The sequence below is a fragment of the Mycolicibacterium confluentis genome (assembly GCF_010729895.1).
GTDB classification, from domain to species: domain Bacteria; phylum Actinomycetota; class Actinomycetes; order Mycobacteriales; family Mycobacteriaceae; genus Mycobacterium; species Mycobacterium confluentis.
In genome coordinates this window covers 2,475,408-2,497,618 of record NZ_AP022612.1, presented here as the reverse complement: position 1 = coordinate 2,497,618, position 22,211 = coordinate 2,475,408, and the positions used below count along the sequence as shown (strand labels likewise).

The window sequence follows — 22,211 nt, the reverse complement described above, 5'->3', positions numbered from 1 at the left end:
CTCAGCGGGCGACGTCAGGACGGCAGGCGAACGACCTGCACAAAGAACTCGTCGATCTGCCGAACGGCGCCCATGAACTGGTCCAGATCGACCGGCTTGGTCACGTAGGCGTTCGCGTGCAGCTTGTAGCTGCGCAGGATGTCCTCTTCCGCCGACGACGTGGTCAACACCACGACCGGAATGTGGCACAGGTCCGCATCGGACTTGATGGTCTCCAGCAGTTGGCGCCCGTCGTACTTGGGCAGGTTGAGATCGAGGAGGATCAGGTCGGGGCGCGGCGCATGCTCGTAGACCCCCCGCCGGTAGAGGAAGTCCAAGCCCTCCTCGCCGTCCCGGGCGACGTGCAACGTGTTGTTGATCTTGTTGTGCTCAAAGGCTTCTCGAGTGATCAGCTCATCACCTGGGTCGTCTTCGACCAACAAGACGTCGATCGGTCGGACGTCGGGCGTCATACAGGAGTTCCTTCCTCGGTGGCGTCAACTGGCACGACCACTCGCGGCAATGTGAAGCAGATCCGTGTTCCATCGGTGTAGGAGGTGTCGATCCAGATGCCCCCGCCGTGATACTCCACGATCTTCTTACACAATGCCAACCCGATACCGGTTCCCGCATAAGCGTCACGACTGTGTAAGCGTTGGAAGATCACGAAGACCTTTTCCGCGAACTCCTTTCCGATCCCGATCCCGTTGTCTGTCACAGTCACCAGATGCGTAGGCCCGTCGTCGGACGGCTCGCAGGTGACCACGATCCGCGGTGGCGCATCGGGACGGCGGAACTTCACCGCGTTGCTCACCAGGTTCTGCCACAGCATCGTCAGCAGCGTGGGATCGCCTGTGACGGTGGGTAATTCGACCTCGGGTAGGATGATCTCGGCCTGTGTCTCCTCGATCGCGGTGGCCACGTTCTCCACGGCGACGTCGAGCGCGGCCCCCAGGCGAACCTCGCTCAGCGTCGAGTTCAGCCGGCCCACCCGCGAGAAGGCCAGCAGGTCGTTGATCAGGATCTGCATGCGTTTGGCGCCGTCGACGGCGAACTTGATGTACTCGTGTCCACGATCGTCGAGTTTGTCGCCGTAGCGTTTCTCCAGCAGCTGGCAGAACGACGCGACCTTGCGCAGCGGTTCCTGCAGGTCATGCGAGGCGACGTACGCGAACTGCTCGAGTTCGGCGTTGGAACGCCGCAGTTCGATCGCCTGCTCGTCGAGGGCCTCGGCCTGCTCGGCGAGGGCCTGTCGCGCTGAGCGCGAGACTTCCAACTCGTCGACGATGCGCTGCCGCATGTCCTCGACGTCCGCGGCGATCGCGCGAATGTCTTTCGGCCCCTGCGGCACGATCCGCTCGTTGAAGTGACCTTCGGTGATGCGGCGGCACGCGGCGGCCAGGGCCTCCAGCGGCCGGGTGACCGCACTGCGCACCAGCACCGCCAGCAGCGCCGCGGTGACGAGGAAGATCAGCAGCACTCCGAGCAGCACCCCATTGCGCCAAGACTGCGCCCCGTTCAGCTCGGCGATGCCCTCAGACCGGGCGTCAGTGAGGTGCTGGCTCTGGCTGTCAAAAAGGCCGCGGATCTTGTCGAATTCGTCCTTGCCGGTCTGCAGGTCCCTGGGGTCGACGACCGACGTCGCACCCGGCGTGACGGAAGCGATCGCGGGTTCGGCGTAATCTGCCCGCCACCGCGCGGCGGCCTGCTGGATGGCGTTCAGGTCGGCGATCAATGCGGGCCTGCCCTCAACGCGATCGCGGAGTTCGGCGGCCGCGTCGGCCTCGGCCCGCTTGCCGTCGTAGTACGGCGCGAGGAAATCCCGGTCCGCGGAGATCAGGTACCCGCGCAGTGCCGTCTCCTGATCCCGGAGCGCGGCCTGCACGCGGTAGGCGGCGACACGAGCGGGTTGGATGTCGTCGCTCAGCTCGTGGGACACCTGGTCGGAGCGGTAGAGCAGGAACCCGGCGAACGCCGCGCCGGCCAGCACCACAGTGCCCATCACCGACAGCACCACGACGAGCCAGCCCTGGACGGTCAGCTGCCATCGGCGCCGTGGCATCAGGCAGTCAATCGCTCGACGCGGACCACTGCGATGTCGTCAGTGATGCCGCCCCTGGCGTGCGCACGCTGCTCGGCACCCTCGATCAGCGCGTCGACGAATTCCGCACCGGGGAGGTGGGCCAACGACCGCGCCAGTTCCAGCAGCCCATCCTCGCCAAGGCGCTCGTTTCCCCGGCCGGAGTGTCCCTCGAACAGGCCGTCGGTGAGCAGCACCAGTCCCGCGCCGACGGGCAGTTCGACGCGGTCGGTCGGCCAATCTCCGAGATGGACCCCGAGCGCGGGCGCGCCCGGCGGGATCACCCAGTCCACCTGCCCATCGCGGTGCAGGAGCATGCCCGGATGCCCGGCCCGAACCGCGGAGATCAGTGGGCCCGTCGGCGGGATCGCGAGGCTCATCACGGTCGCGAAGAGTCCGCTGCCTGCGCGTTCCACCCGAAGGATCCGGTTGAGCTCGCGCATCCGGTCGGTACCGCGCAGGCCCGCGAACGTCAGCGCACGCCAGGCGATGCGCAGTGCGACGCCGAGGGCGGCCTCGTCGGGGCCGTGGCCGGCGACGTCGCCGACCATGACGTGCACGGTGCGGTCCGGTGTCTGCACGAAGTCGTAGAAGTCGCCGCCAAGCAGCGCGTTGGCCCGGCTGGGGCGGTACCGGGCGACGATGTCGACGCCCGGGTCATCGAGCAGCAGTGGCGACGGCAGCAGACCGCGCTCCAGGCGCGCATTCTCCCGCGCCCGGAGTTGGCTGGCGTGCAGGTCGACCGCGGTCAACTCGGCGCGCTTGCGTTCCACTGCGTAGAGCACGGCACGGCGCAACATGTCCGGTTCGACGCGTCCCTTGATCAGGTAGTCCTGGGCACCGGAGGCGACGGCGGAGACGCCGAAGTGTTCGTCGGCCAGTCCCGTGAGCACGACGATGGGCATCGTCGAATCCAGTTCGAGGACGTGGCGCAGCGCGGCCGTGCCCTCGGAATCGGGCAGGTTCATGTCCAACAGCACGCAGTCCGGTCGGGTCCGCGCCAGGAGCTTCTCGGCATGGGCCATCGACGGAGCCCAGACCACCTCGGCGTCGATCAGCGCATCGGAGACCAACTCCTCGACGAGGACGGCGTCGCCACGATCGTCCTCGACCAACAGCAAAGACAGGTTGTGGTGCCGCGTCTCATCGACAGGCGGTGGCGCGTTCCCAGCTTCAGTCATGGGACCGATCGTGTGACCAGAGTTGCGTTTGGATGCTCAGACGATACCGAATCCCGCGAGTTGATGTCACAGGCCTTCCCGCTCGAGGGCCTCGTCGAACTCCTCGGCCGCGGCTTTTTCGCTTCTGCCAGCGGCGACGGCGCGCTGATAGCTCTTGAACAGCGTGTCGGCGACGAGGGCGTATCGCGCATCCCACTCTTCGGAGTTCCACCGCCAGTAGCCCGTGATGTCGGTCTGGTCGATGCTCCACCCGGTGTCGCGCAGGTGCCTGCGCACCATCCGCGACTGAGCGGCCTCACCACCGAACCAGCAGTAGCCCGGCCCCTGCGGCAACGTCAGGCCCTGGACCATCGCGGCCAGCCGACTCGGGCCCGCGCCATTTCCGGTGCCGACGCTCGACACCACGGTGACGTCGGCCCGGACTCTCAGACATTTCAGGTGCGCCTCGTCGAGCACTTCGGCCACCACAACCACGGACGTGCCGGGGGCAGGTTCCTCGAGGATGCGGGTCGCGGCGGGCAGTCCCGCAACGTCACACACCAGCAGTTGCCAGCGGGTGGACGCAGGCGGCCGGTACCACGACCGCGCGTGGTCGAGGCCGACGCGCTGTCCCTCTCGGGCGGTCCTGGCCCAGGTCGCTCCGGGCCCGTCAGACTGCACGAAGACATCGATCTCGATGCGCGCACCCCGGTGGCGACGGACTGTGTAGTTGCGCCCCTGGCCGGCCGGGTCGCCCGGCGAAAAGTAGACGCCGACGGCGGAGTCCGGGCCCGGCGCGACCTGCAGCGCCTCAGGGTCCTCGATGTCCAGGCCGATCCGGCGGAACATCGGTGCCGGAGTGCCGACGTGCACGACCGTCGCGGGGGAGTGGCCCATCGTTCACTTAGTACCAAAGATCCGGTCGCCGGCGTCTCCGAGGCCCGGCACGATGTAGCCGTGATCGTCGAGGCGACGGTCGACCGCCGCGGTGTAGATCGGCACATCGGGGTGGAATCGGTCCATGGCCGCCAGGCCCTCCGGACACGTGAGCAGGCACACGAACTTCAGCGACCGCGGCCCGAACTCCTTGACCCGGTCCAGCGCGGCCACCGCGGAGTTTCCGGTGGCCAACATCGGATCCACGATCACGACGTCGCGCTCCTCGAGGTCTTCGGGCAGCTTGAAGTAGTACTCCACCGCCACCAGCGTCTTCGGGTCGCGGTACAGCCCGACGTGACCGACCCGGGCACTCGGCACGACCGACAGCATGCCGTCGAGAATGCCGCTGCCCGCCCGCAGGATCGAGACGAAGACCAGTTTCTTGCCGTCGATGACCCGGCTGGTCATCGGCTCCAGCGGGGTGTCGATCTCGATCTCGTGCATGGGCATGTCCCGCAGCACCTCATAGCTCATCAGGGCCGAGATCTCGCCGACGAGTTCGCGGAAGCTCTTGGTGGAGGCCTCTTTCCGACGCAGCAGCGTCAGCTTGTGCTGGACCAGGGGGTGGTCGACGATGTGCACTTCACCCACGTCAGAACACCGTCCCGTCACTGTTGACCGTCAGAGGAGGAAGGCCGTCACGCAACTGCGCCGCGAGTCTTCGCCCAGCCCACCAGGTTCCACCTTCGAGCACACGGGCAAGCGGCATCTGCTCGGCATTGATGCCGAGGCGCTGTCGAACCAGGGGAGCCAGCCCGTCGAGCAGCGCGATCGTCAGTGCTCGCCACTCGACGACCAACTCGTCGGCCGGGGACCACACTCGCGTCCCGAAGTCGGGGTCGCGGAGTCTCAACGCGGCCGTGTCCAGAAAGAGTCCGCCGTTGCGGTATTCGGCAAGACCCGTCAGGTCGTCCAGTCCGTGCACCGTTCGGCCGGCCCATTCGAACGGTTCCAGCAGCGAGTAGGTGAGCCACTGGGACAGCTTGTGCAGCGGCATCCAGCCTCGGCTCGATCCGACGCCGGGCACGGCGTCGTGGTGCCAGCAGTCACCCAGCGGATAGTGGCCGATCATGTTCTGCGCCCGCCAGATGTCGGACATCAACCGCAGGACCGAGGACAGCAGGTCGTGGGCGGCCAGTTCGGCACCGAAGGAGTCGACGAGGCCACCGGGGCGTCCGAGGTGACCGAACACGTCGGTGCGCTGCGCCAGAACAGCACCGAGTCGGTGCAGGAGCGCCACCCGCCCGTCCAATCCGACCAGCGGATTGTCCGGAGTCACCTGGAACGCTTCGGCCAGACGTGCGGCGGTCAGGGCCCGCAGGCCTGCGGCGTCGCAGCGCAGTGGATCAGCCGGGTCGCTGGAGAACACACCGGCGGTGAAAGCGTGCCAGCTGGCCACCCCCAGTCCCTCGGATCGGGAGAAGATGCCGCCCGTGTCGGCCTCGCGGTAGCGCCAGGACGCACCGGCGCCGGCGTCCAGCAGCACGCTGACGACGGTCAGGTCCATGAGGGCCTGTGCCCGTCGCGTGGGCGTCTGCGCGGCCAGTCCGTTGTCCAGCAGCGCTTTTCGATCCACTCCGCCGGCCTCGAAGTGGCGCCACCGGCTGTGGTACGGGATGTCCAGGCCGGGATGGCGGCGGCGCGTCTCGGCGGCCACCTCGTCGGCCGCGCGCTCCAGGCCGTCGTCGTCGACCTCGAACCACCGCGAGTCGCCCCGGCGCGCGCGCTCCAGCAGCCAGTCCGCACGTTCCCGGATCGCGGTTGTGGTCCGCAAGTGCTGCACCGCAAGTGAGTCGAGGTCGCGGGTGACCGTCATGCCGGCAGCCCTCTTCCCTTGGCCTTCTTCAACTCGACGGCATCGGGGACCGCGCCGGGAGTGAAGTAGCCGGCCGCCGTCTTGGCGTCGATCTCCACGCGGGCATCGGGCGGAATCAGCTCGTCGGGGATGTTGACCCTCTCGTCGACCGTGATTCCGGACCCCGTGATGGCGTCGTACTTCATGTTGCTCATCGACACCAGGCGGTGGATCCTGCGCACTCCCAGCCAGTGCAGGACGTCGGGCATCAACTCCTGGAATCGCATGTCCTGCACGCCCGCAACGCATTCGGTGCGGGCGAAGTACTGATCGGCGCTGTCGCCCCCGCTCTGCCGTTTGCGTGCGTTGTACACCAGGAACTTGGTGACCTCACCCAAGGCGCGACCCTCCTTGCGGGAGTAGGCCACCAGGCCGACTCCGCCACGTTGCGCGCCCTGGATGCACTCCTCGATGGCGTGGGTCAGGTAGGGCCGGCAGGTGCAGATGTCGGACCCGAACACGTCGGAGCCGTTGCACTCGTCATGCACCCGCGCGGTCAGTTCGACCGACGGATCCGAGAGATCCCGCGGACTGCCGAAGAGGTAGACCGTCTGGCCACCGATCGGAGGCAGGAACACCTCGAGGTCCGACCGGGTCACGAGTTCGGGATACATCCCGCCGGTCTCCTCGAACAGCACGCGACGCAGGTCGGTCTCACTGCAACCGAACCGCGCCGCGACACCCGGCAGATGCCACACGGGTTCGACGGCCGCCTTGGTGACGAGCGCGGCACCGCCGTCGAGCAGCACCTTCCCGTCCGGCCGCAGCCGACCGCTGCTGATCGCCTCGCTGATCTCGGGCAGGATCACGTGCGCCTTCGTGACCGCGATGGTGGGGCGGATGTCGTACCCGGCGCTCAGATGTTCCGCGAACACGTCGGCCACCTGCGCACCCCAGGGATCGAGGCTGACGATCGCCCCGGGCTCGTGCCATGACGGATACGGACCGATGTCATCGGTCGGCGCCGTGTTGGTCAGGTCCGCCCGGTGCTCACGCGACAGGGCACCCGCGGCCACGGCCAGCGCGCGGTACACGCTGTAGGACCCGCTGTGCGTTCCGATCACGTTGCGGTGGGCGCGCGAGGTGGTGGTACCGACCACGGGACCGCGCGCGGCCGCCGTGGGGGCCGCCCAGGTCAGCGGCGGGGCTCCGACGCCGCCGCGGTGGGAGGTCAGCCTGATGTGGCCGTTCGGCGCCGTCGACTCAGCGGCCATACCTGTACCTCCGTCTTCCGTGGGCCCCGGGAGACCCCACGCCTGCGGAAAGGCGCCAGCATAGCCACTTGTCGGCACTGTCGCCGGGTATGCGGATGAGGCCTCAGATGTTCGACTGGCCTGCGTCGACCTCCAGCGGCGGAGCCGCCGCGCCAGCGTCGACATCCTGCGGGATTTCGGAGGCGCCCAGGGTGTAGGACGACATCGACAGCGATCCGTAGCAGTGGCCCTCGACCAGTCCGTCCAGCGAGGATGACGCCGCACCCGCCGCCCCCGCGAGATAGAGCAGGGGGATGAAGTGGTCCGGCGTGGGCACCGCCGCCCGGTAGTCACGGTGCGCGCCCAACCGCAGGATGTCGTCTGGGGTGCTGGTCAGAAGCTCGCGGGCATCCGCGTCGAATCGTTGCGACCAGTCGTATCCGGAGTCGGGGAGTGCGCCGGTCATGGCCGCCAGGTTGTGCACGATGTTGCCACTGCCCACGATCAGCACACCACGACTGCGCAGCACCGACAGCCTGGCGCCGAGGTCGAGGTGGTAGTGCAGCGGCTTGTCGGCGTTGATCGACAGTTGGACCACGGGAATCGAGGCGTCGGGGAAGGCGTGTACCAGTACCGACCAGGTGCCGTGGTCGATGCCCCAGCTGTCGACATCGGCGCCGACCCACGTCGGCTTGACGATCTCCCTGATCTCGTCGACCAGATCGGGTTGGCCCGGAGCGGGGTAGTCCACGGCGAACAACTCATCGGGGAAGCCGTAGAAGTCGTGGATCGTGCGCGGCCGGGACATCGCGGTGACGGCTGTGGCGTTGATGTACCAGTGCGCACTGACGACGAGGATCGCACGCGGTCGCGGCACCGACCGGCCGAACGCACGCCATGCCGAGGTGTACCGATTCACCTCCAACGCGTTCATCGGACTACCATGGCCGATGAACGCCGCTGGCATGATCGTGTTGTCGGACAACATGTTTCCGTTCCACATGGACGACGGGATGGCTCAACTCCGCTTCAGCCTAGCCCCTTCACAGGGCACGAGGCAGGGATCGAGCAGACGGTTCGTTGTGGCACGCGGCACCGAAATCGCAGCCCTGTCACCTCCGTCACCTCGTCTGGCTGCGCCGCCGAATTCCTATACGATCGGCAAGGAAAATCTTGCCGCTGAGTCGCGCTCGAGGAGGATCAGGATGGGTCTGGGCCCGTTGCCCGCGGACGAATGGGACGACCGCGCGCGCGAGTCGTTGGCCAGCCTGGTGGCCCCCGAACACAGGCATCCGGACGGGGCCGGAAACGCGCTGGCGACCATGGTCCGACATCCTGACCTCGCGGCCGCCTACCTGCCGTTCGGCGTGCACCTGCTTGAGCGGTCGACCCTGCCGCCACGCATGCGGGAACTGGTCACGCTGCGCGTCGCACACAACACCGGGTGCGCCTACGAGTGGGCCCACCACGTCCACATGGGCGCACAGGTCGGTATCACCGACGAGGACATCGTCGCGCTTCGGCGCGGCGCGGCGCACGACGAGTTCGATCGCGCACTGATCGCCGCCGTGGACGAACTGCAGCAGTACTGGGGACTGTCGCCGGCGACCTGGGAAGCCCTGGGGGAGCGACTCGACGATCAGCAGCGCATGGACCTGATCTTCACCGTGGGCGGATACACCACGTTCGCCATGGGGCTCAACTCATTTGGGGTACGGCCCGAACAGCAGGCCGTCGACGCCGCGCACTAGCGAGTCACGCGCACGCGGCGTCGATCAACTGCGCCGCGGCGGTCCTGGCGTGCACCAGGGGGGCGGTGTCGTTCATCGACGTCGCCAACGAGGTACCGCCCTCGAACAGCACCAGCACTTGCTGGGCCAGAAGATGGGGGTCTGCCGCGCCCGCCTCCGCGGCCACCGAGGCGAGCCTGTCGGCGAAGCCCTGCTTATGTGAGCGGACGATGTCGTCGACGACGGGCAGTGTGCCCGCCGCTTCCACGGCGGCATTGTGGAACGGGCATCCGCGGTACCGATTCACCGCCGGGGCGTCGAAGATCGCCAGTAAACGCTCACGGGGCGTCGAGTGCTCCTTGTCGAGTTGCCGCTCCGCCGGTGACCCACCGCGCTCGTCAATGGCCCGCAGATAGGTTTCAACAAGGTCGTTCTTGCTCGGAAAATGCTGATAGAAGGTCCGTTTCGAGACGTGCGCCTCTTCGGTGAGCAGGTCGACGCCACTCGCGTGGATACCGCGTCGGTAGAACAGTTCAGCGGCCGCTCGTTCGATCCGCTGCCGCGCACCGCGCCCGCCCCGTGACTCAGTGTTCGGGCTCATTCCGCAGAGCATACCGATCTGTGTGCCATACCTCTCCTCATACGCCTTGTATTTTCCTGCCATCCAAACCTTCTGCTGATTCCGCTGAACAGGGTATACCGATCTGTGTACATAATCCGAAGCAAGGAAAACAGCAGTCATGACACACCCCGTCCTGGTCCTCGGCGCCACCGGCCGACACGGCAATACCGGCGGACATCTGGTTCGCCGACTCGTTGAGGAGGGCCATGCCGTCCGTGCACTCGCGCGGTCACACTCGACGCGCACCGAGGAGCTGGCCGAATGGGGGGCCGAGATCGTGATCGGGGATCTCCACGACCGGCGCAGCCTGATCCCGGCGTTGGCGGACGTCGACCTCGCGTTCTTCACGTATCCGATCGCGGCGGGCGCCGTGCCTGCCGCAGCGAACTACGCCGCCGCGGTGCGCGAGGTGGGGCGCAGCCTGAGAACCGTTGTGATGTCGATGGGGCCCGCACACCCGGAAAATCCCAGCGCCCTCGGCAGGGCGCAGTGGCTGTGCGAGGAGGTGCTGCAGTGGGCCGGCCTCGACCTCACCATCCTGCGGATCCCGGCACTGTTCCATCAGAATCTGCTGGTGTTGCATGCGGAGTCGATCCGGCACGACGGAACCTTCCGCAACTCGTTCGGGAACGGCGAGATCGCGTGGATCAGCGGCGGTGACGCCGCCGAACTGGCGCTGACGGCGCTGCTTCATCCGGAACGCTTCGACGGCCCGATCGCCTACCCTCCGGGATCCGAACAGTTCAGTCACTCCGAGGTGGCCGATCTGCTGACCGACCTGCTCGGTGCGCGCATCCGATTCGAGTCGGTGAGCCGGGAGCAGTGGCATGACGAACTGCGCGCACAAAGCCTGGCCAGACCCGACGGGCCGGTGAATGCGGCGATGGCCCAGCATATCTCCGCAGTGGGTGAAGCCGTCGCCCGCAACGGAGCGGCGACACCCGCCGACGCATCCGCCCTCGGCGCACTGATCGGTCGCTCCCCGCAGCCACTGCGGGGCTTCCTGGAGGAGCACCTCGAGGCGTTCCGGCCCGCCAACCGACGTCGAGCCGATACCGGGTAGCCCCCATACGACGCGGACGAAAACCCGACCGCGACGTTTGGGGTCAGCCGGGCAGACACGGAGACCCGGGGCGAGCAGGGTTTTCCCATGACCGATTCCCGTGCGGCGCAGACCGACGGAGCTCACCTGCTCGTCGATGCTCTGAAGCTCAACGGCGTCCGCACCATCTACGGCCTGGTCGGCATTCCGGTCACCGACGTGGCCCGGATCGCGCAGGCCTCTGGAGTGAGATTTCTGGGTTTCCGCCACGAGAGCTCCGCGGGCCACGCAGCCGCGGCCGCCGGGTTTCTCACGGGCCGGCCCGGGGTGTGCCTGACGGCGTCCGGTCCCGGCTTTCTCAACGGGCTTGCGGCCCTGGCCAACGCCACCACCAACTGCTTCCCGATGATTCAGATCGCCGGGTCCAGTGGGCGCCGGATCGTCGACCTGCAGCGCGGAGACTACGAGGAACTCGATCAGCTGGCGGTCGCGCGGCAATTGGCCAAGGCTGCCTACCGGGTCGACTGTGCTCAGGACATCGGTCTGGCCGTTGCCCGCGCGATCCGCACGGCCGCATCGGGCCGGCCCGGCGGGGTATATCTCGACGTGCCTGCCGCGGTCCTCGGCGAGGTGGTCGACGCCGCCGCGGGGGCGGCCTCGCTGCGGACGGTCGTCGACCCGGCACCCCGGGTGTCACCGGGCTCCGATGCCGTCGAACGTGCCCTGACTCTGCTCTCCGAGGCCGACAAACCCCTCATCGTGCTGGGTAAAGGCGCTGCCTACGCGCAGGCCGACGCCGAGATCCGCGACTTCGTCGAGACGACCGGCATCCCGTTCCTGCCCATGTCGATGGCCAAGGGCCTGCTACCCGACGACCACCCACAGTCGGTGGCCGCGGCGCGCTCGCTCGCGATGCGTGAGGCCGATGTCGTGATGCTCGTGGGTGCACGGCTCAACTGGCTGCTCGGACACGGCGAGGCCCCGCAGTGGAATCCTGAGGCGAGGTTCGTCCAGGTCGAGATCGACCCGACCGAACTGGACAGCAATCAGACCATCAGCGCGCCACTCGTCGGTGACATCGGTTCGGTCTTCGAGGCGCTCAATCGGCACCCGTCGACACCTGACATCGCCGCCCCGGCGCAGTGGCGACAGGCGTTGGCCGCCAAGGTCGCAGCGAACACCGCGAAGATGGCCGAGCGGTTGGCCGAGGAGCGGCACCCCATGGGTTTCCACGGCGCACTTCGTGCCGTCCGCGACGTGCTCGCCGAACACCCCGACATCCGCCTGGTCAACGAGGGCGCCAACACCCTGGACCTGACGCGCAACGTGATCGGCATGCAGCACCCACGCCACCGCCTCGACTCGGGCACCTGGGGCGTGATGGGAATCGGCCTCGGATACGCGATCGCCGCCGCGGTCGAGACCGGGGGACCGGTTCTGGCCATCGAGGGAGACAGCGCGTTCGGGTTCTCCGCGATGGAGATGGAGACGATCTGCCGGTACCGACTTCCGGCCACGGTGCTGGTGTTCAACAACGGCGGCATCTACCGTGGCGACGGCGTGAATACCCAGTCCGCCGATCCAGCACCCACCTCGCTGCTCCAGTCGACCAGATATGACCGCATGGCCGAATCATTCGGTGCCACCGGCTTTCTCGTCAGGACACCGAGTGAGCTGGCATTGGCGCTGAAGCAGGCCATCGCGGCCGGGGGCCCGGCATTGATCGACTGCCTGATCGACCCCACCGACGGCACCGAGAGCGGACACCTGAGCAACCTCAACCCCGTCGGCATTGGGGCACCTCTGACACAAGGGATTCGATGATGGCGACGATGAGAGGTTGGCAGCTCGCAGACGTGATCGCCGCATCGGTGGCCGGCAATCCCGACGCCGTCGCGCTGTTCGACGGCGCGGGTCGTTCCACCCTGAGCTATGGTCAGCTGCGTCAACAGGTTCAGGAGACGGCCGATCGGCTGACCGAGCATGGGCTCGCGCCCGGCGACGTGATCGCTGTGCAGGCCAAGAACCGCGTGGAGTTTGTGGTCGGCCTGCTTGCCGCCGCCCGCGCCGGTTTGGTGGTCGTGCCATTGGATCCCGCACTGCCCGCACCGCAGAAGCGGCAGCGGCTGGAACTTGCCTGCGCTCGCGCCGTGCTGACGGGTCCGGATCCCACTGCGCTGGTTGATGATTGGCCACACTGGAGCATCGGATCCGCGCACTGGCCGGCAGCCGTCCAGCGTGACCGGCCCGCGGGCATTGGAGCTGACGATGCCCTGATCATGTTCACCTCCGGCACCACCGGGACACCCAAGATGGTGCCGTGGACCAACCACAGTCTGGCGGTGGCGGTCACGTCGGTCGTCGAGACCTACGGACTGTCGTCGACCGACGCGACGGTGGCCGTCATGCCGTTGTTCCACGGTCACGGACTGGTGGCCTGCCTGCTCGCGACGCTGGCCTCCGGCGGTTCCTTGATGCTGCCCGCGCAGGGCAGGTTCAGCGCGCACACGTTCTGGAGCGATATGGATGCGGTCGGCGCGACGTGGTACACCGCCGTGCCCACGATCCATCAGATCCTGCTCGACACTCCCGCCGCCGGACAACCGAGTATCGCAGGGCGCCTGCGGTTCATCCGCAGCTGCAGCGCACCGCTGGCCAACGAAGTGACCCAACAGATCGAGCGGGTCTTCGGCGCCCCGGTGCTGGCCGCGTACGGGATGACCGAGGCCACCCACCAGATCAGCTCCGTCCGGCCCTCCGATGCCCAGTTGGTGCGACTGACCACTGTGGGACGACCAACCAGCGGAATCACCGCCGAGATCCGATCCGGGGAGGTCTGGATCGCGGGACCGACGGTCACCCGGGGGTATCTCGGTGAACACGGCAGCGCAGAAGGCCCCGAGGCGGGGTGGCTGCGCACCGGTGATCTCGGGGCCATCGACGAGCACGGCAACCTGACGATCACGGGTCGCATCAAGAACCTGATCAACCGCGGCGGCGAGAAGGTCGCTCCCGAACAGGTGGAGCAGGTGTTGGCCCGGTTCCCGGGGGTCAGCCGGATCGGTGTCGTCGGAGTGCCGGACTCGCTGTACGGCCAACGCGTGTGTGCTGTCGTCATGTCCTCGGATGCCGTCGACGTCGACGCTCTCACCGCGTTCGCGCGCGCGCATCTCGCACCGTTCGAGGTGCCGGAACACATCCTCGTCACATCGACCCTGCCGACTACGGCCAAGGGAGATCTGGACCGAGTGCGGTTGGCCGACGACGTCGTCGCCACCTGGAGTGAAGGCAGCCACGCCCGATAACCGGGCCAGGGGAGGAGCACACTGATGAGCCGCACGGAGCCACCCCACCGCCAGTCGGCCGACCGGTTCACCCGCGACGCCGTACCGCTGCTCGATCGCCTGTACGCCAGCGCGCTGCGGATGACACGCAATCCAGCCGATGCCGAGGATCTGGTCCAGGAGACGATGCTCAAGAGCTACGCCGCCTTCGAGTCGTTCCGGGAGGGCACGAATCTGATCGCCTGGTTGTACCGGATCATGACGAACGCCTACATCAGCGGGTATCGCCGGAGGCAGCGTCAGCCGGCGCTCATCGTCACCGACGAGGTCGCCGACTGGCAGTTGGCGGCCTCCTTCGAGCATTCGCCGGTGGTTCCGAAGACGCTGCGTTCCGCCGAAGTCCAAGCTCTTGAGGCGCTTTCGAACGCCGAGATCCGAGAAGCTCTGCACAGACTGCCTGCGCAGTTCCGGATGGCGGTGCACTACGTCGACCTCGAAGGGTGCTCGTATCGCGAGGTCGCCGAGATCATGGGCATTCCGGTCGGCACGGTCATGTCACGACTGCACCGCGGCCGGACTCGACTGCGCATACTGCTCGCCGATCTCGCCCGCGAGCGCGGGTTCATCCCGGACGCCGCCGAGGGACGACGCAGCGCGTGACCTGGCATCGGATCAGATGGATCAGCCACCCAGCCCGATCAACGCGATCATCAAGGGGAGGAACGCGATGATCAGGATCGCTCCGGCGATGTCGAAGGTGATCCCTGACCGAATCATCGTGGTGATCGGCACCGCGCCCGATCCGTAGACGATCGCGTTCTGTGGAGTCGAGACAGGGAGCATGAAACCGAACGACGCCGCGAAGGTCGCGGCGAGTGCGGGCACAAACGGATTGACACTCGCGGCGACCGCCACCGGGATCACGATCGGCACCACGACCGCGGCCGATGCGGTGTTGCTGGTCGTCTCGGACACCACGATGGCCAGCAGCACCGCGAACACCGTGATCGCAACGACGCTCGACAGGCCCAGTGCATCCGAGACCGACGTGCCGATCGTCTCGGCCAGTCCGGTGTCGGCCAGCAGCGACCCGAAGATGATTCCCGTGCCGAACAGAACGATGGTGCCCCAATCGATCCCGGCTGCATCGCGCCACCGCAGGGTGAATTCCCGCTGCTCCCAGTCGGTGGGAAGAAGGAACAGCAGGGCCGCACCGAACACCGCCACGGTGCCCTCGTCGAGGCGTTCGCTGACGGTCTTGTAGACGTCTGAATCGTTGCCCGCGACCAGGGCGACGATGCCGGGGAGTATCCACAGTGACACCGTGATCCCGAATGCGACGAGGGTGTTCTTCTCTGCCCGCGAGAGTCTGCCCATCTCCTCCCGTTCCCGGACGACGTAGTCGCCGACACCCTCGATGTTCTTGATCTCCGGCTTGTTCAGCTTGATCAGCACGAACGCCAGGACGAGGAACATGACCAGGCAGATGGGGGCGGCCATGACCATCCACTGGCCGAAGCTGATGCGCTCACCGGTGGCCTCCTCGATCAGGCCGCGACCGATGAGGTTGGGCGGGCTTCCGACCGGCGTAAGCAGGCCGCCGACGCTGGCGGCGTAGGCCAGCATCAACATGATTGCGGCCCCGACCTTCAGGCGCAGAGGGTCGAAGTCGGGTTCGACCTTGCCCTGTTTCTGCAGCAGTTTGGCGATGACGCCGAGAATGCCGAGTGCCGTCGGCAGCAGCATCGCCACGGTGGCGGTGTTGGAGACGAACGCGGACAGCAGGCAGGTGATCGCACCGAAGGACAGGATGACGCCCGTGGTGGAGCTGCCGGCGCGGGGCAGAGCCAGGACGCGGAACGCGAACCGTCGTGCCAGGCCGTGTTTGAGCATGGCCTGGGCGAGGATGAACGCGCCGATGAACGTGAAGATCGTGGAAGAGCCGAAAGGCGCGAGGACGTCATCGGCGGGGGCGACGCCCAGGAACACCACGACGGCCACCCCGAGGAGGCCACCGATGGGGATGGGCACCGCTTCGCTGACCCACAGCACGATCACGCCGAGCAGGACTCCGGCGAGGCTCTGCTGCTGCGGTGGGATGTCCAGTGGGACAAGGAGAAATGCGACCGTCACCACGGGAGCAAGGAAGAGTCCGACGGTGCGACGGGCCTTTTCGAAGCGTTCCTCCTTGGGGGTCAGCCGTTGTTCGCCGAGGCTGCGGTAGGTGGCGCTGCCCAGCAGCGACTTGTCGACGTCGGTCTTGGCGACCGGTTCCTGCGTGGTCACTCCTGCCCCCCTACTCTTTTCCGAGGGAGTGCCCATTTTCGCTGAGAGGCTAACCACGGGGCCCTCGCGCGAATCCGGGTTAGCGTCGAAGGATGGCGCATCCCGATCTGCAGCAGATGGCCTCAGGTCTGTACCGGCTTCGCATTCCCGATAGCCGCGCGCACCTGCTGAACACCTACCTGTGGGTCGGCGACGCCGAGGTCACGCTCGTCGACAGCGGCTGGCCCGACAGCGCAGGCCTGATCGCCGACGCGTTGTCGGCACTGGGGCGCGGGCGCCAGGATGTCGCCAGGCTGGTGCTGACCCATTTCCACGAGGACCACACCGGATCGGCGGCCGAGATCGCTTCGTGGGGGGACGTCGAGGTGGTGGCCGGCGGTCCCGACGTCACCTATATACAGGGCGTCGAGCGCGGCCCGTTGCCCGTACTGACTGCTGCGGAGCGAACACTGCACCCAGATTTCACCGACCCCTCACACGGCCCGCCCTGTCGGGTGGATCGCGCGGTCGACGACGGCGACGTACTCGCCTTCGCCGGTGGGGCGAAAGTGCTCGGCATTCCGGGACATACGCCGGGCAGTATCGGCCTGTATCTTCCCGAGGCCGATGCCGTTCTGGCCGGTGATGCCGTGGCGGAGTTCCACGGGCAGGTGATCCTCGGGGTGTTCAACGTCGATCGAGCGCGGGCACGCGATGCGTTGTCCACACTCGCCGCGACTGGGGCTGCGGTCGCCGGCTTCGGCCACGGCGAAGCCGTCTTGGCCTACGCGTCACAGCGAATCGCCAGCGCGACAGACCCTTTCGCGGCCTGACGGCGTCAGGCCCGCATCAGCGACCGCCGCGATCGCAGACCGGCTTGGCAGGCTTGGACGGCCATGCACACACATCGACGAAGGTCTTGTCCTCGTACCCGCCGCCATCGATGACTCCGTAGGCGTCGCCGAGCGTCCCGGTGAACACGGCACCTCCGCCGCCGCTGTCCTTGCCACCCTCTGATGTCGTGATGACCGTGACCTGCCAGCCTTTGGCCTCGAGCTCGGACTGGTAGGCGTCCATGACCGCACCGGGTTCGCCCTCGACTCGGAAGAACACGTGCACGCCGCCGTCCGAGATGTCATTGGGGCCCTTGGTCTCCTGTGCGCCTGCCGGTGCCGGGATGAGCGCGGGCAGATCCGCCGAGGACTGCGGGGCAGGGGAGACCTGCGCCGTCGTGGTCCCCGATTCGGCGGCGTCGGCGGCGTCTTCGGCCTTTGTGGAGTCGGAGTTTCCGCAACTCGTCAGCGCCAGACCGACTGTCGTCGCAATCACCAGAACGCGGATATCTGCCATTTCATATTCCTTTTGTCGAGTGCCTGAGGCACCCTAACAATCGGTCCGATCAATTCCGTGGCGATTGATGAATATTCACGCAGGGGTGAATAGGAGTAATTTCCCATTAGTCCCAGTCGGAATCGGCATTCCTGACCGAATTTTCGACGACGGCCGCGCGCGGACCGAACGGGTCAGACCGACCGCCGGTAGGCGCCATGATCGATGGCGGCCGTGAGACCGGCGATGATCGCCTCCATGTTGTCGGTGATCCGCGACTCACTCAGCAGGCGGTCCTGCAGGTTGAACCCGTCGGTGAGCGCCAGCATCGCCCGCGCCAGCAGGTCCAGGTCGAGATCACCGTCGGTGCCGGTGGACGCCGCCTGCATGATGTCTCGCAGGCCGTTCACCCAGCGGGTGTACACGCGGCGGGGGATCTCCTTGTTCTGTTCGGAGCGCATCGCCCAGGAAAGGAATTCGAATTCGCCGACTTGGGCGTTCTGGGTCTCGCTGATCCAGCGCGCCAGGGTGCGCAGGATCTCGCCGGCCGCTTTGACCGCGCCCATTCCCGGCGTGATATTACTGGCCGCAATGGCCAGACCTTCGTCGCCGAATCTCTGCGAGACGGCTTCAAAGAGTTCTTCTTTGTTCCGGAAGCAGTAGTGGAGGCTGCCCAATGGGGCGCCCGCAGCATCGGCGATGCGCCGAGTCGTGGCCTTCGCCAGCCCCTCCTCTTGGATGATCCTTCTGGCAGCGTCGATGAAGTGCTGGCGCCGCTCCTCAGAGGGAACGTAGGGCATAACGATCCTTATCGCTTTCGGCCATGCGACCGGCTTGACAGGTGGGACTATACGTCGGCTGCACCGATCCGGCCGGTTTCGCACCAGCGACCGAGAGATCAGTCGTGGTTCTCCGCCTGTGGCAGCGCGATCCGTCACGAGGCAGAAGTCACGCCACGGGCCTCGGCCGTCGCGAATTAAAGTCTGCCGACGCTTAATGATTGGCCCCCTCTGATCGGGCGGGCACAGTGGCCCTATGACCGCCACAGCCGAACGCCACGACGACGTCACCAGCCCGCCCACGACCAGGATTTCACGACTCGAGGTGCCCGAGGTCGAGGAACTGAAGAACCCCGCGGTGAAGGGATTCTTCACGCGCCAGGAGCGCGAGGAGGGCCTGACCTCCAACTGGTTCCGTGCCCTGTCGCTGAACGAGGACGATCTGGGCCGCCTCAACGGTTACCTGCTGCCACTGCTGGGCACCGACGGACGTGGTGGACTCACAGACCGCGAGCGTGAGGTGATCGCCACCGTGGTCTCCGGCGAGAACCGCTGCGCCTACTGCCACACCAACCACGCCAACAAGCTCGGCAAGGTCGCGGGGGACTGGTCCTTCGGTCAACGCGTGGCCATCGACCATCACCAGGTCGCCGAGCTGACCGACCGGGAGCGCGCGCTCGCGGACCTGGCGATCGCGGTGAACAACAATCCGCAGTCCATCCGCGACGAGGACTTCGAGCGTCTGCGCCGGTTGGGCCTGGACGATCACCTGATCTTGGAGGGCATCTCAATCGCGGCGTTCATCGGTGCCACCAACCGCATCGGGATCGCGTTGTCGGTGCCGCCGAACCCGGAGTACACGGGCGTGCCACAGCACTGATCGGGCCAGCGAGGCCCCGCTGCACCGGCAGCGGGGCCTTGTCGTCGTCATATGCCCCATCAATCCGCGGCGTTCCCACCTCGCAGCCCACTGTCGCCCTTACAGTTGCACCGCCCGCAGTTCGTCGCACCGCGTCGCGTACCCCAGTGGTCGGTCGCGGAGCGCTCGCTGCCAGGACGGCGACGAAAGAGGAGGCGATGGCGGCTGATCGGCCCAAGGCACTGGTCACGGGGCAGCGAGGCCCCGCTGCACCGGCAGCGGGGCCTTGTCGTCGTCATATGCCCCATCAATCCGCGGCGTTCCCACCTCGCAGCCCACTGTCGCCCTTACAGTTGCACCGCCCGCAGTTCGTCGCACCGCGTCGCGTACCCCAGTGGTCGGTCGCGGAGCGCTCGCTGCCAGGACGGCGACGAAAGAGGAGGCGATGGCGGCTGATCGGCCCAAGGCACTGGTCACGGGGGCCAGCGGGAATGTGGGTTCCTGCGTGGTGCGTCGCCTGGTGCAACGCGGTGACGATGTCCGGGTCCTGCTGCGGAAGGGCAGTTCCACCAAGGGAATCGACGGATTGGACGTCGAAACGTTCTACGGAGACGTGTTCGATTCCGAGGCACTGGCGAAGGCCGTGGCCGATCGTGACGTGGTCTATTACTGCGTCGTCGACACCCGCGCCGAACTGCGGGACCCCGCACCCCCTCACTCGATCACGAGTAGCACCTGAAACGCACAGGCGCCAACGATTAGAGTGACGGAACCGCACGCCAACCGTGTGTGCGGTTGGTCGGACTAGGAGTCGCTGTGACCTGGCAGCAGATCCAGCCCTTCCTGGTCGCCCTGGCGATCGGTCTGATGCTCGGCCTGGAGCGCGAACGCAGTCACAACCGCAGGCTGCCCGCCGGATCGCGCTCCTTTGCGCTGCTGTCGCTCGTGGGCGCGATCGCCGCAAGCTTCGACCAGTGGGCCGTGGTGGCCGGGCTTGCCGCCGTGGGCGCGGTGCTGGCGCTTGCGTATGCCCGCACCAGCGAGGATGACCCGGGAACCACCACCACGATTGCGGGCCTTGCCGCCTACATGCTCGGTGCGCTCGCGTTCAGTCGCCCGGCGCTCGCCGTGGCCCTCGCCGTCGTCGTCGCGGTGCTGCTGGTGTCGAAGACCCGTATTCATCGCTTCGCCCGCGAGATCATCAGCGAGGTCGAACTCGAAGACGCCATCAAATTCCTGGTTGTGGCGTTCGTCATCCTGCCGCTGCTGCCGGATCAGGCTCTCGGCCCCTACGGTGTGCTCAACCCCGCCAAGGTGTGGCTGCTGGTGGTGCTGCTCACCGGCATCGGCTGGGTCGGCTACATCGGTGTGCGCGCCCTGGGCCCCGAACGCGGTCTGCTCGTCACCGGTATGGCCGGCGGGTTCGTCTCAGCGAGTGCCACGACGGCATCGATGGGTCGCCTGAGCCGTTCCAGCGCCAGTCTGCGGGCACCGCTGGCCAGCGCTCTGGCCGCCAGCCTCGCGACCTTTGTCCAACTGCTCCTGGTGATCGGAGTCGTCGACACCGATGTCCTTCGCCGGCTGTGGCCCCCCGTGGCAGCGGGCGCGGCAGTGCTGGTGATCATCGTCGCCCTGGTCTACCGGGGAGGCGTGCGGGTCCAGCACGACGACGCGCCCGGTGGTGAACACTCCGAGGCTCCGCCCGCGGGTCGCCCCTTCGCCCTGAAACCTGCCCTCGTCCTGGCGGCGGTGCTGACTTTGGCTCTACTCATCGGTCGCTGGGGAGCTGACGTGTTCGGCGCCAAGGGGACCGTGTTGGCGGCGACCGCTGCGGGCCTGGCCGACGCCCATGCCGGTGCCGTCGCGGCCGCCAGCCTCGCCGCCAACGGCGACATCACCGTCGACACCGCGTTGGTGGCGATCGGGGCGGCACTCGGGTCCAACCTGCTCGTCAAGACTGTGCTGGCCTTCGCCGCCGGTGGGCAACGGTTCGGCCTCAGCTTCCTGGCCGGGATGGTCCTGCCCACGGTCGCATTCGGCGCCACGTTGGCCACGGTCCTGGCGATGTGAGGGGCCTGAGGGACCTTGGTCCATAGGGCGTGGTGGCCTGCTGCTCTTGCCGCCGAGGTACCGGGTGCGCGCACGATTGAACCCCGACCGGAAGGGGACTGCTGATGAGGGCGAAGGTTGGCGACTGGCTGGTGATCAAGGGCACGACCATCGGCCGACGAGACCAGCGGGGTCTGATCACTGAGGTCCACTCCGCCGATGGTTCGCCACCGTATGTGGTGCGCTGGCTCGACAACGACCACGTGGCGACGGTGTTTCCCGGTCCAGACGCGGTCGTCGTCACCGATGAGGAGCAGGAGGCCGCCGATGAGCGGGCGCGCCATCGGTTCGGAGCGGTCCAGTCGGAGATCTCCCGCGACACGACTTCGTAGGAATTCGGATCAGGCAACGAAGTCCGCGGCAATGACCGGGAGGTCGCGCATGCCGGCGCAGTGTGCTGAGCGTTTCTCGACGATGATGCGCGGCCTGGAGTTCCTGCCCAACTCGCCGACATTGATGAACGACAGCACCGACCTCGGCCTGCTGGCCGGGTGTTTCGCCCGACCCGTTCTGGCCCAAACTGATTCCACGTCCAGCGGTGGCTGCGCCGGTCGTTCCTGCGAATTCTGAAACGCCGCTAACGGTCACTCACCGGCATGCCACACGTCGGACAGCCGCACAATGTAGGTGCGTTCTTCGGACCGATACTCGACGGTCCCGCCCTCGACGATCATCCCGACCAACTCGTTGCCGGCCTCCAGGAAGTAGGTACCTGCGTCATGCGGCAATGAATCGATGTGGCAACCCGGCACTATCACCACGCGCCGGTGCGGATCGTCGGTGAGGACCACAATCCTCGCACCGGATGGCTCCTGCCTGTTCACGTCGTCGGCATCGTCCTGCACCGCGGGTGCCTTCTGCGACTTGCGCCATTTCACGGAGTGTTTGGCCATGGGATTGTCCTGTCCGTCGACGACCTCCTGCTCGCCACCCTGACCATCCCACCCCTCGACCCATGCGGCGAGGGTCGAACGTCCTCAGTTCGC

General features: G+C 67.0%; 22 protein-coding genes and 2 pseudogenes. 11 read left to right on the top strand and 13 right to left on the bottom strand.

Annotation, left to right across the window (positions count from 1 at the left end; all coding sequences use genetic code 11):
• Positions 1-14: 14 nt before the first annotated feature.
• The 8 genes from G6N34_RS11590 to ygiD form a co-directional block, all read right to left on the bottom strand.
• Positions 15-452 carry a response regulator gene (locus tag G6N34_RS11590; protein ID WP_085151076.1) on the bottom strand — a complete coding sequence of 146 codons (438 nt, stop codon included), beginning with the start codon at positions 450-452 and terminating at the stop codon, positions 15-17.
• On the bottom strand, positions 449-2,041 hold the full coding sequence (locus G6N34_RS11585) for a sensor histidine kinase (RefSeq protein WP_085151075.1): 1,593 nt from the start codon (positions 2,039-2,041) through the stop codon (positions 449-451). The genes G6N34_RS11590 and G6N34_RS11585 overlap by 4 nt, the downstream gene beginning before the upstream one ends.
• Positions 2,041-3,240, bottom strand: a complete 1,200-nt coding sequence (locus tag G6N34_RS11580) for a PP2C family protein-serine/threonine phosphatase (protein WP_085151074.1) — start codon at positions 3,238-3,240, stop codon at positions 2,041-2,043. Before G6N34_RS11580 ends, G6N34_RS11585 begins: the two co-directional genes overlap by 1 nt.
• Before the next feature lie 66 nt (positions 3,241-3,306).
• A complete protein-coding gene (locus G6N34_RS11575; protein WP_085151073.1) occupies positions 3,307-4,116 on the bottom strand; it encodes a siderophore-interacting protein in 810 nt (269 codons plus the stop codon).
• A 3-nt stretch (positions 4,117-4,119) separates the two neighbouring features.
• Positions 4,120-4,749 carry a uracil phosphoribosyltransferase gene (gene upp / locus G6N34_RS11570; protein WP_085151072.1) on the bottom strand — a complete coding sequence of 210 codons (630 nt, stop codon included), beginning with the start codon at positions 4,747-4,749 and terminating at the stop codon, positions 4,120-4,122.
• Between the two features lies 1 nt (position 4,750).
• The gene (locus G6N34_RS11565) at positions 4,751-5,974 is read right to left on the bottom strand and encodes a URC4/urg3 family protein (protein WP_085151071.1); all 1,224 of its coding nucleotides are present in this window, start codon (positions 5,972-5,974) and stop codon (positions 4,751-4,753) included.
• Positions 5,971-7,227: a GTP cyclohydrolase II gene (locus G6N34_RS11560; protein ID WP_085151070.1), complete on the bottom strand. Its 1,257-nt coding sequence runs from the start codon at positions 7,225-7,227 to the stop codon at positions 5,971-5,973. The genes G6N34_RS11565 and G6N34_RS11560 overlap by 4 nt, the downstream gene beginning before the upstream one ends.
• 103 nt (positions 7,228-7,330) lie before the next feature.
• The gene (ygiD, locus tag G6N34_RS11555; protein ID WP_085151224.1) at positions 7,331-8,173 is read right to left on the bottom strand and encodes a 4,5-DOPA-extradiol-dioxygenase; all 843 of its coding nucleotides are present in this window, start codon (positions 8,171-8,173) and stop codon (positions 7,331-7,333) included.
• A gap of 238 nt (positions 8,174-8,411) precedes the next feature.
• On the opposite strand from ygiD, the gene G6N34_RS11550 reads away from it, so the two are divergent.
• Positions 8,412-8,957, top strand: coding sequence for a carboxymuconolactone decarboxylase family protein (locus G6N34_RS11550; RefSeq protein WP_085151069.1), 546 nt, complete (start codon positions 8,412-8,414; stop codon positions 8,955-8,957).
• A gap of 4 nt (positions 8,958-8,961) precedes the next feature.
• Here the strand turns inward: G6N34_RS11550 and G6N34_RS11545 are convergent, their stop codons facing one another.
• Positions 8,962-9,537: a TetR/AcrR family transcriptional regulator gene (locus tag G6N34_RS11545; protein ID WP_109788398.1), complete on the bottom strand. Its 576-nt coding sequence runs from the start codon at positions 9,535-9,537 to the stop codon at positions 8,962-8,964.
• A gap of 139 nt (positions 9,538-9,676) precedes the next feature.
• On the opposite strand from G6N34_RS11545, the gene G6N34_RS11540 reads away from it, so the two are divergent.
• From G6N34_RS11540 to G6N34_RS27725, 4 genes are all read left to right on the top strand, one after another.
• Positions 9,677-10,621 carry an NmrA family NAD(P)-binding protein gene (locus G6N34_RS11540; protein WP_085151067.1) on the top strand — a complete coding sequence of 315 codons (945 nt, stop codon included), beginning with the start codon at positions 9,677-9,679 and terminating at the stop codon, positions 10,619-10,621.
• 87 nt (positions 10,622-10,708) lie between these two features.
• On the top strand, positions 10,709-12,424 hold the full coding sequence (gene oxc, locus G6N34_RS11535; protein ID WP_085151066.1) for an oxalyl-CoA decarboxylase: 1,716 nt from the start codon (positions 10,709-10,711) through the stop codon (positions 12,422-12,424).
• Positions 12,425-12,432: 8 nt separating this feature from the next.
• Positions 12,433-13,905, top strand: a complete 1,473-nt coding sequence (locus G6N34_RS11530) for an AMP-binding protein (RefSeq protein WP_234812830.1) — start codon at positions 12,433-12,435, stop codon at positions 13,903-13,905.
• 24 nt (positions 13,906-13,929) lie between these two features.
• Complete coding sequence (locus G6N34_RS27725; protein WP_179965745.1) at positions 13,930-14,544, top strand: sigma-70 family RNA polymerase sigma factor; 615 nt, start codon at positions 13,930-13,932, stop codon at positions 14,542-14,544.
• Positions 14,545-14,565: 21 nt separating this feature from the next.
• On the opposite strand, the gene G6N34_RS11525 is transcribed toward G6N34_RS27725, so the two are convergent.
• Positions 14,566-16,170 carry an SLC13 family permease gene (locus tag G6N34_RS11525; RefSeq protein WP_407663222.1) on the bottom strand — a complete coding sequence of 535 codons (1,605 nt, stop codon included), beginning with the start codon at positions 16,168-16,170 and terminating at the stop codon, positions 14,566-14,568.
• Between the two features lie 92 nt (positions 16,171-16,262).
• On the opposite strand from G6N34_RS11525, the gene G6N34_RS11520 reads away from it, so the two are divergent.
• Complete coding sequence (locus tag G6N34_RS11520) at positions 16,263-16,982, top strand: MBL fold metallo-hydrolase (protein WP_085151064.1); 720 nt, start codon at positions 16,263-16,265, stop codon at positions 16,980-16,982.
• A 16-nt stretch (positions 16,983-16,998) separates the two neighbouring features.
• Here G6N34_RS11520 and G6N34_RS11515 read toward each other — a convergent pair whose 3' ends face one another.
• Together G6N34_RS11515 and G6N34_RS11510 are read right to left on the bottom strand one after the other, a co-directional pair.
• Positions 16,999-17,499, bottom strand: a complete 501-nt coding sequence (locus tag G6N34_RS11515) for a hypothetical protein (protein ID WP_085151063.1) — start codon at positions 17,497-17,499, stop codon at positions 16,999-17,001.
• A 173-nt stretch (positions 17,500-17,672) separates the two neighbouring features.
• Positions 17,673-18,278: a TetR/AcrR family transcriptional regulator gene (locus G6N34_RS11510; RefSeq protein ID WP_085151062.1), complete on the bottom strand. Its 606-nt coding sequence runs from the start codon at positions 18,276-18,278 to the stop codon at positions 17,673-17,675.
• A gap of 235 nt (positions 18,279-18,513) precedes the next feature.
• On the opposite strand from G6N34_RS11510, the gene G6N34_RS11505 reads away from it, so the two are divergent.
• The 5 genes and pseudogenes from G6N34_RS11505 to G6N34_RS27970 form a co-directional block, all read left to right on the top strand.
• On the top strand, positions 18,514-19,137 hold the full coding sequence (locus tag G6N34_RS11505; protein ID WP_085151061.1) for a peroxidase-related enzyme: 624 nt from the start codon (positions 18,514-18,516) through the stop codon (positions 19,135-19,137).
• A 424-nt stretch (positions 19,138-19,561) separates the two neighbouring features.
• A pseudogene (locus tag G6N34_RS11500) lies at positions 19,562-19,828 on the top strand (NAD(P)H-binding protein); the annotation flags it as partial.
• 104 nt (positions 19,829-19,932) lie between these two features.
• Positions 19,933-21,186, top strand: a complete 1,254-nt coding sequence (locus G6N34_RS11495) for an MgtC/SapB family protein (protein ID WP_085151059.1) — start codon at positions 19,933-19,935, stop codon at positions 21,184-21,186.
• A 104-nt stretch (positions 21,187-21,290) separates the two neighbouring features.
• Positions 21,291-21,557 (top strand): DUF1918 domain-containing protein, encoded by a 267-nt coding sequence (locus G6N34_RS11490; protein WP_085151058.1) that lies wholly within the window; start codon positions 21,291-21,293, stop codon positions 21,555-21,557.
• 64 nt (positions 21,558-21,621) lie between these two features.
• Positions 21,622-21,735: pseudogene (locus G6N34_RS27970) on the top strand (hypothetical protein); the annotation flags it as partial.
• Between the two features lie 74 nt (positions 21,736-21,809).
• Here the strand turns inward: G6N34_RS27970 and G6N34_RS11485 are convergent.
• On the bottom strand, positions 21,810-22,118 hold the full coding sequence (locus G6N34_RS11485; RefSeq protein ID WP_085151056.1) for a hypothetical protein: 309 nt from the start codon (positions 22,116-22,118) through the stop codon (positions 21,810-21,812).
• Between the last annotated feature and the right edge of the window lie 93 nt (positions 22,119-22,211).